The sequence below is a fragment of the Streptomyces toxytricini genome (genome assembly GCF_014649915.1).
GTDB classification, from domain to species: domain Bacteria; phylum Actinomycetota; class Actinomycetes; order Streptomycetales; family Streptomycetaceae; genus Streptomyces; species Streptomyces toxytricini.
This window is the reverse complement of the sequence record NZ_BMTY01000001.1, coordinates 26,695-33,051: the sequence shown is the minus strand read 5'-3', so window position 1 is coordinate 33,051 and position 6,357 is coordinate 26,695. Positions and strand designations below refer to the sequence as shown.

The window sequence follows — 6,357 nt, the reverse complement described above, 5'->3', positions numbered from 1 at the left end:
GCGGGCGGCCTGCGGGTGCGGGCCATGCGGCGGGCGACGAAGCCGCGCGGGAGGTGCCGTGCCGCCAGGGCGTACGCCCTGTAGCGGCGGCCGGCGATGCTGACGGGCCGGCGCAGGGCCAGGTCGCGCAGGGCGCGGTCCACCACGGCCTCCGGCTCCAGCCAGACCGCCTCGCGCAGGGTGGAGGTGTCCATGCCGGCGCGGGCCTGGAACTCGGTGCGGGTGAACCCGGGCACCACGGCGAGCACCCGCACCCCGTACGGCGCGGCGTCCACGCGCAGGGACTCGCTGAAGGCGGTGACCCACGCCTTGGCGGCCCCGTAGGTGCCGGTCGGGAGCAGCCCGGCCACGGAGGACACGTTGAGGACGGCGCCGCGGCGGCGGGCGCACAGCCCGGGCAGGACGGCGTGGGTCAGGCGCAGCGGCACTTTCACGAGGAGGTCGAGCATCCGCTCCTCGTCCTCGACGGGGCTGTGCGGGAACGGGGCGGCGAGCCCGAACCCCGCGTTGTTGACCAGGACGTCGACGGGCCGGGCGGGGTCGGCGAGGCGGTCGGCGACGCGCCGCAGGCCGGCCTCGTCGAGCAGGTCGGCGGGCAGCACCTCGCAGTGCGCGCCGAACTCGCGGTGCAGGCGGTCGGCGGCCGCGCGGAGCCGGTCGGCGTCGCGGGCGACGAGGACGAGGCGGCAGCCCTTGGCGGCGAGGCCGCGGGCGAAGGCCGCTCCGAGGCCGGAACTGGCCCCGGTGATCAAGGCGGTGGGCACGGGAGGCGTCTCTTCCTGCGGCGGTACGGAGGTCAGGGGGCGAAGGCGGTGGTCTCGGGCGAGCCGTAGGCGCGGGCGACGTCCACGAGGAAGCGGGCCTCGTCCTCCAGCCCGGTGCCCTCCGCCGGGGTCTGCATGGCGGCGGGCAGCACCCACTGCGCGGCCGGCCCCGGCATCCCGGACCGGCCGGCGAGCTTCGCCTCGCGGGCCTCCTTCAGGACGCAGGCCAGTGCGGCCGCGGAGCGCCGCGGCTCGGGCACGCCGCGCACGGTGACGTGGGCGGCGGCGAGTTCGGGGATGCCGGGGGCGACGTAGTCGCCGAGTATCAGGATGGCGTCGCGGGTCTCGATGACCTTGCGGTAGACGAGCAGGTTGCGCGGGACCGGCGGCCACAGCAGTTCCAGGAGGCGGCCGGCGCGCGGTTTGGTGAGCGCGACGTGCGGCACGGCCTGGACGAGGTCGCGCCACAGCGGCCACAGCCGCCACGCGGTGGCCGTGTCGGCGGCGGTGCCGCGGAGGGTGAAGAGGGTCGGGACGAGGATCGCGGCGGCCCGCAGCAGGCCGTGCAGGTTCATCGTCAGCGGCATCGCGGGCATCGCCCAGGTGCTGCCGAAGAGGGCCTTGGCGAGGAAGGCGACCCAGAAGACGCCGGCGAGGGCGGTTCCGAGGCCGAACAGGCGCAGGCCGAAGGCGAGGGCGCGGCTCTCGGTTCGGCCGCTGTAGCGCCAGCACAGGGCGACGCAGACGGTGTTGGCGATCAGGTGCGCGGCGATCAGCAGCAGCCAGTACGCCGTGGACGGCACGGGGTCGCCCTGCGCGGGGATGGTGTGGGTGCCGTGCGCGGGGGCGGCCGCGTCGAGGACGGCGAGCGCGGCGAGCCAGACGGCGGTTCCGGTCCAGGCGGCGATCTGGAGGGCGCGGCCGCGCGTGGCGGCGGCGACGAAGTAGAGCACGGCGCCGGCGGAGAGCACGCCGATGAGGTTGCGGGTCAGGCCCACGGCGTGGGAGTGCGCCGGGTCGCGCATGGCGTGCGCGACGACGGCGGGCAGGTTCAGGGTCATCGCGGCGGCGGCGGTGGCGACGGCCAGCCACAGGCCGCGCTGCTGCGGGGAGCGCAGCGCGGCCGGCGCGCGCAGCAGGACGGCGGCCCAGAGGCAGACGACGCTGGGGACGGCGAGCGCGTCGCCGAGCGCGAGGAGCTCAGTGGCCACGGGTGCCCCGCCCGTAGCCCATGGCCGACTCCAGCCGCGCGAGGGTGCCGCGCAGTTCGGCGGCAGGCTTCGGGCAGGGCGTCGCCGTGCGGATGCGGATCATGCTGGCGAGCATCTCCGCCTCCTGCTCCTGGCGGGTGGTGTAGTTGGTGCGCCCGAGGACGACGGGAGCCTGGCCGCCGTTCTCCTCGCCGCGCAGCGAGTGGTGGCCGAAGAGGATGTGGCCGAGCTCGTGGAGGACGATGTGCTCGCGGTGCAGCGCGGTGGTGTGGCTCTCGTAGAAGACGTAGTCGACGCTGGCGGTGCCCACCCACAGCCCGCACACGCCCGACTCCGCGGCCTCCTTGGGCAGGGGGTGGAGGCGGATGGGCCTGCCCCGCTGCTCGGCCATCCGGTTGCAGAGCCCTTCGAGGGAGAAGGGGTGGGTGAGGTCCAGATGGCCGAGAATCTTCTCGCACCGTTTGCGGAGGCCGAGTTGCGAGTGGAGCATGTGATCCCTCTTCGGACCCTTTCGCGGGCAGCGTCGGTAGGCGTGAGCAGGCATGGGCGTGACGTCCTGTGCCATCAGAGGGCCTCGTAAGGTGCGGTCGCGAGGGGAAACGGAAAAGCCCGTCCGCCGGACGACGAACGGGCGTTCCCCATGCCTACAGATCATCTGTGCGCCTTGGCAAGGCATGTCCGCAGGTGGGGTGCCTATTCGGCCACCCCGCGGCGGGGCCTTGCGCCGGGGCCCCGCCACCTGCCTCCGGCCGCGCGCCGGCGGCCGGCCGGTTACCGGGTGCGCCGCCCCTCGGGGCCGGCGAGGCCCGCGCGGCGCAGGGCGTCGGCCATCGCGCTGTTCGCGGGAGCGGGGGCGCCGCCGCCCTGGCCCTGCCTGCGGCCGTCGCCCTGGCCGCCGCGGCCCTGGCCGCCGCGCCGGCCGCCCTGGCGGTCCTGACCGCCCTGGCCGCCGCCGCGCTGCTGCGGGGGCCGGCCGCCGCCGCGGCCGCCCTGGCGGTCCTCGCGCTGCCGGGGCGCGCCGCCCGCGGCCGCGCCGTGCTCGTCGTCCAGGCGCAGGGTGAGCGAGATCCGCTTGCGCGGGATGTCGACGTCGAGGACCTTCACGCGGACGATGTCGCCGGGCTTGACGACCTCCCGCGGGTCCTTGACGAAGGTCTTCGACAGGGCCGAGACGTGCGCGAGCCCGTCCTGGTGGACGCCGACGTCGATGAAGGCGCCGAAGGCGGCGACGTTCGTGACGACGCCCTCCAGGACCATGCCGGGCTCCAGGTCGCCGATCTTCTCCACGCCCTCCTTGAACGCCGCCGTCCGGAACGCCGGGCGGGGGTCGCGGCCCGGCTTCTCCAGCTCGCGCAGGATGTCCGAGACGGTCGGCAGGCCGAAGGCCTCGGTGACGAACTGCTCGGGCCGCAGCGACCGCAGCACCGAGGTGTTGCCGATCAGCGCGGCGACCTCGCTGCCCGCGCTCTTCGCCATCGTCCGCACCACCGGGTACGCCTCTGGGTGCACGCTGGAGGAGTCCAGCGGGTCGTCGCCGCCGCGGATGCGGAGGAAGCCCGCGCACTGCTCGTACGCCTTCGGGCCCAGCCGGGCCACGTCCTTGAGCGCCTTGCGGCTGCGGAAGGGGCCGTTCGCGTCGCGGTGGGAGACGATGTTCTCGGCGAGGCCGGCGCTGATGCCGGACACCCGGGCGAGCAGCGGCGCGGACGCGGTGTTGACGTCGACGCCGACGCCGTTCACGCAGTCCTCGACGACCGCGTCGAGGGAGCGGGACAGCTTCACCTCGGACAGGTCGTGCTGGTACTGGCCGACGCCGATCGACTTCGGGTCGATCTTGACGAGTTCGGCGAGCGGGTCCTGCAGGCGGCGCGCGATGGAGACCGCTCCGCGCAGCGAGACGTCCATGCCGGGCAGCTCCTGCGAGGCGAACGCGGACGCCGAGTACACGGAGGCGCCCGCCTCGGAGACCATCACCTTGGTGAGCTTCAACTCGGGGTGGCGGGCGATCAGGTCGGCGGCGAGCCGGTCGGTCTCGCGGGAGGCGGTGCCGTTGCCGATCGCGACCAGCTCGACCGCGTGCTCCTCGGCGAGGCGGGCCAGCTTGGCGACGGACTCGTCCCACCGGTTGGCGGGGACGTGCGGGTGGATCACGTCCGTCGCGACGACCTTGCCCGTGGCGTCGACGACGGCCACCTTCACGCCGGTGCGGAAGCCCGGGTCGAGGCCGAGGGTGGCGCGGGTCCCGGCGGGGGCGGCCAGCAGCAGGTCGCGCAGGTTCGCGGCGAAGACGCGGACGGCCTCGTCCTCGGCGGCGGAGCGCAGCCGCATCCGCAGGTCGATCCCGAGGTGGACCTGGATCTTGGTGCGCCAGGCCCAGCGGACCGTGTCCGCGAGCCACTTGTCGCCGGGGCGGCCGCGGTCGGCGATGCCGAAGCGGCGGGCGATGGTGCCCTCGTACGAGGACGGGCCGGGGGTCTCGGAGGGCTCCTCCGGCTCCAGGACGAGGTCGAGGACGTCCTCCTTCTCGCCGCGCAGCATGGCGAGGACGCGGTGGGAGGGCAGCTCGGTGAACGGCTCGGCGAAGTCGAAGTAGTCGGCGAACTTGGCACCGGCCTCCTCCTTGCCCTCGCGGACCTTCGCGGCGAGCCGGCCGCGGCCCCACATGCGCTCGCGGAGCTCGCCGATGAGGTCGGCGTCCTCCGCGAACCGCTCGGTGAGGATGGCGCGGGCGCCCTCCAGGGCGGCGGCCGCGTCCGCGACGCCCTTGTCCGGGTCGGCGAACGCGGCGGCCGCGGCGGCCGGTTCCACCGACGGGTCGGCGAGGAGGCCGTCGGCGAGGGGCTCCAGGCCGGCCTCGCGGGCGATCTGCGCCTTGGTGCGCCGCTTGGGCTTGAAGGGGAGGTAGATGTCCTCCAGCCGGGCCTTGGTGTCGGCCGCGTTGATCCGGGCCTCCAGCTCGGCGTCGAGCTTTCCCTGCTCGCGCACGGAGTCCAGGATCGCCGCGCGCCGGTCCTCCAGCTCGCGCAGGTACCGCAGCCGCTCCTCCAGGGTGCGCAGCTGGGCGTCGTCGAGCATCTCGGTCGCTTCCTTGCGGTAGCGCGCGATGAACGGGACGGTGGAGCCGCCGTCGAGCAGCTCGACGGCGGCCTTGACCTGCCGCTCCCGTACGCCGAGCTCCTCGGCGATCCTGCCTTCGATGGACATCGTCACGTTCGGTTCCGCCTGCCTTCGTCGTGCACTGGAAGGCTGCCCATTGTGGCAGGTGGCCGCGCCCGGCGGCGCGGTGCGTCAGGCCTTTCCGAACGCGTCGGCGGGGAAGGCCCCGGCGGCGAGGGCACGGGAGACGAAGCCGCCGCCGAGCTCGGCGAGGCGGGCCAGGCCCTCGGCGCCGAGGTGCTCGTACGGGCCGGCGTCGAGGCGGTCGGTGGCGTCCTCCAGGCGTTCGCGGACGGCGCGGCCCTCGGCGGTGAGCTCGCCGTCGGCGTCGAGGAGGCCGCGCTCGCGGAGCCGGGCGGCCGCGGCGTCGAGGTCGGACTGCTCCCAGCCGCGGATCGCCTTGATCCACTTCGGGGTCATGCCGCGGCCGGTCGCGGTGTGGCTGACGAGCGCCTCCAGCGGGTCCAGGCCGGCCTGGAGGAGGGCGGCGAGGTGGCCGTCGCCGCGGTGCTCGCGCAGCAGGGTGGTGGCGTGCCACAGGCGCAGGTGCGCCTCGTCGGGGACGGGCAGGTCGGCGTGGGCGGCGTAGAGGGTGCGGGCGTGCCGGGAGCAGCCCTCGGTGGCGCGCATCGCCAGGTCGGCGGCCTCGGCCATCTCGGGGGACGCAACGGCCTCGTCGCCGAGGAGCCGGCGCAGGGTCCGGTCGGCGGCGCGGAGGCGGGCGGCGACGGCCTGTGCCGGGGTGACGGTGTCCCAGACGGCGGGCAGGTGCCGGGCCACGTAGTCGTGGCGGTAGTTGTAGAAGGTGGCGGTGACGGTGCCGGCGCCGACGGCGCCCATGGCGGCGGCGCGGGAGGCGAGGGCCGCGGTGGAGCGGTCGGCGACGCCGAGCGCGGCGAACTCCGCGGGCAGGTCCGGGGAGAAGTAGATCGTCGCGTGCAGCGGGTTGATCGCGGCGTGCCAGGCGCGGCGGGCGGCGTGCTCGGGAAGCGTCATGGCGGCCAGGTTACCGACTGCTCAGTATGCCGGCCGGGGCGGGGGCCGGAAGGGCGGGATCCGAGGCCGGAAGGGCAGCATCCGGGGGCTGGAGCGGCGGGATCCGCGGGGTCCGGTGGTACGGGGCGGGCGTGCGGGACCCTGCGGTTTCGGCCTTTCTCGGCCGCGGGCGGGACGCGCCGCAGCGGGCCGGGGCGGGGGCCGAAGCGGACGCCGGGGGCGCAACCGCC

The 6,357-nt window shown here is 75.4% G+C and carries 5 protein-coding genes; all 5 read right to left on the bottom strand.

Annotation, left to right across the window (positions count from 1 at the left end; all coding sequences use genetic code 11):
* The coding region (locus IE170_RS00130) for an SDR family NAD(P)-dependent oxidoreductase (protein ID WP_189807227.1) at window positions 1-764 on the bottom strand (764 nt) is incomplete at its 3' end.
* 32 nt (window positions 765-796) lie between these two features.
* Window positions 797-1,975 carry an MAB_1171c family putative transporter gene (locus tag IE170_RS00125; RefSeq protein WP_189807226.1) on the bottom strand — a complete coding sequence of 393 codons (1,179 nt, stop codon included), beginning with the start codon at window positions 1,973-1,975 and terminating at the stop codon, window positions 797-799.
* Window positions 1,965-2,465, bottom strand: a complete 501-nt coding sequence (locus IE170_RS00120; RefSeq protein WP_189807225.1) for an ImmA/IrrE family metallo-endopeptidase — start codon at window positions 2,463-2,465, stop codon at window positions 1,965-1,967. The genes IE170_RS00125 and IE170_RS00120 overlap by 11 nt, the downstream gene beginning before the upstream one ends.
* 281 nt (window positions 2,466-2,746) lie before the next feature.
* Window positions 2,747-5,185, bottom strand: a complete 2,439-nt coding sequence (locus IE170_RS00115) for a Tex family protein (protein ID WP_308428341.1) — start codon at window positions 5,183-5,185, stop codon at window positions 2,747-2,749.
* A gap of 78 nt (window positions 5,186-5,263) precedes the next feature.
* Window positions 5,264-6,127 carry an SCO6745 family protein gene (locus tag IE170_RS00110; RefSeq protein WP_189807224.1) on the bottom strand — a complete coding sequence of 288 codons (864 nt, stop codon included), beginning with the start codon at window positions 6,125-6,127 and terminating at the stop codon, window positions 5,264-5,266.
* Window positions 6,128-6,357: the final 230 nt, after the last annotated feature.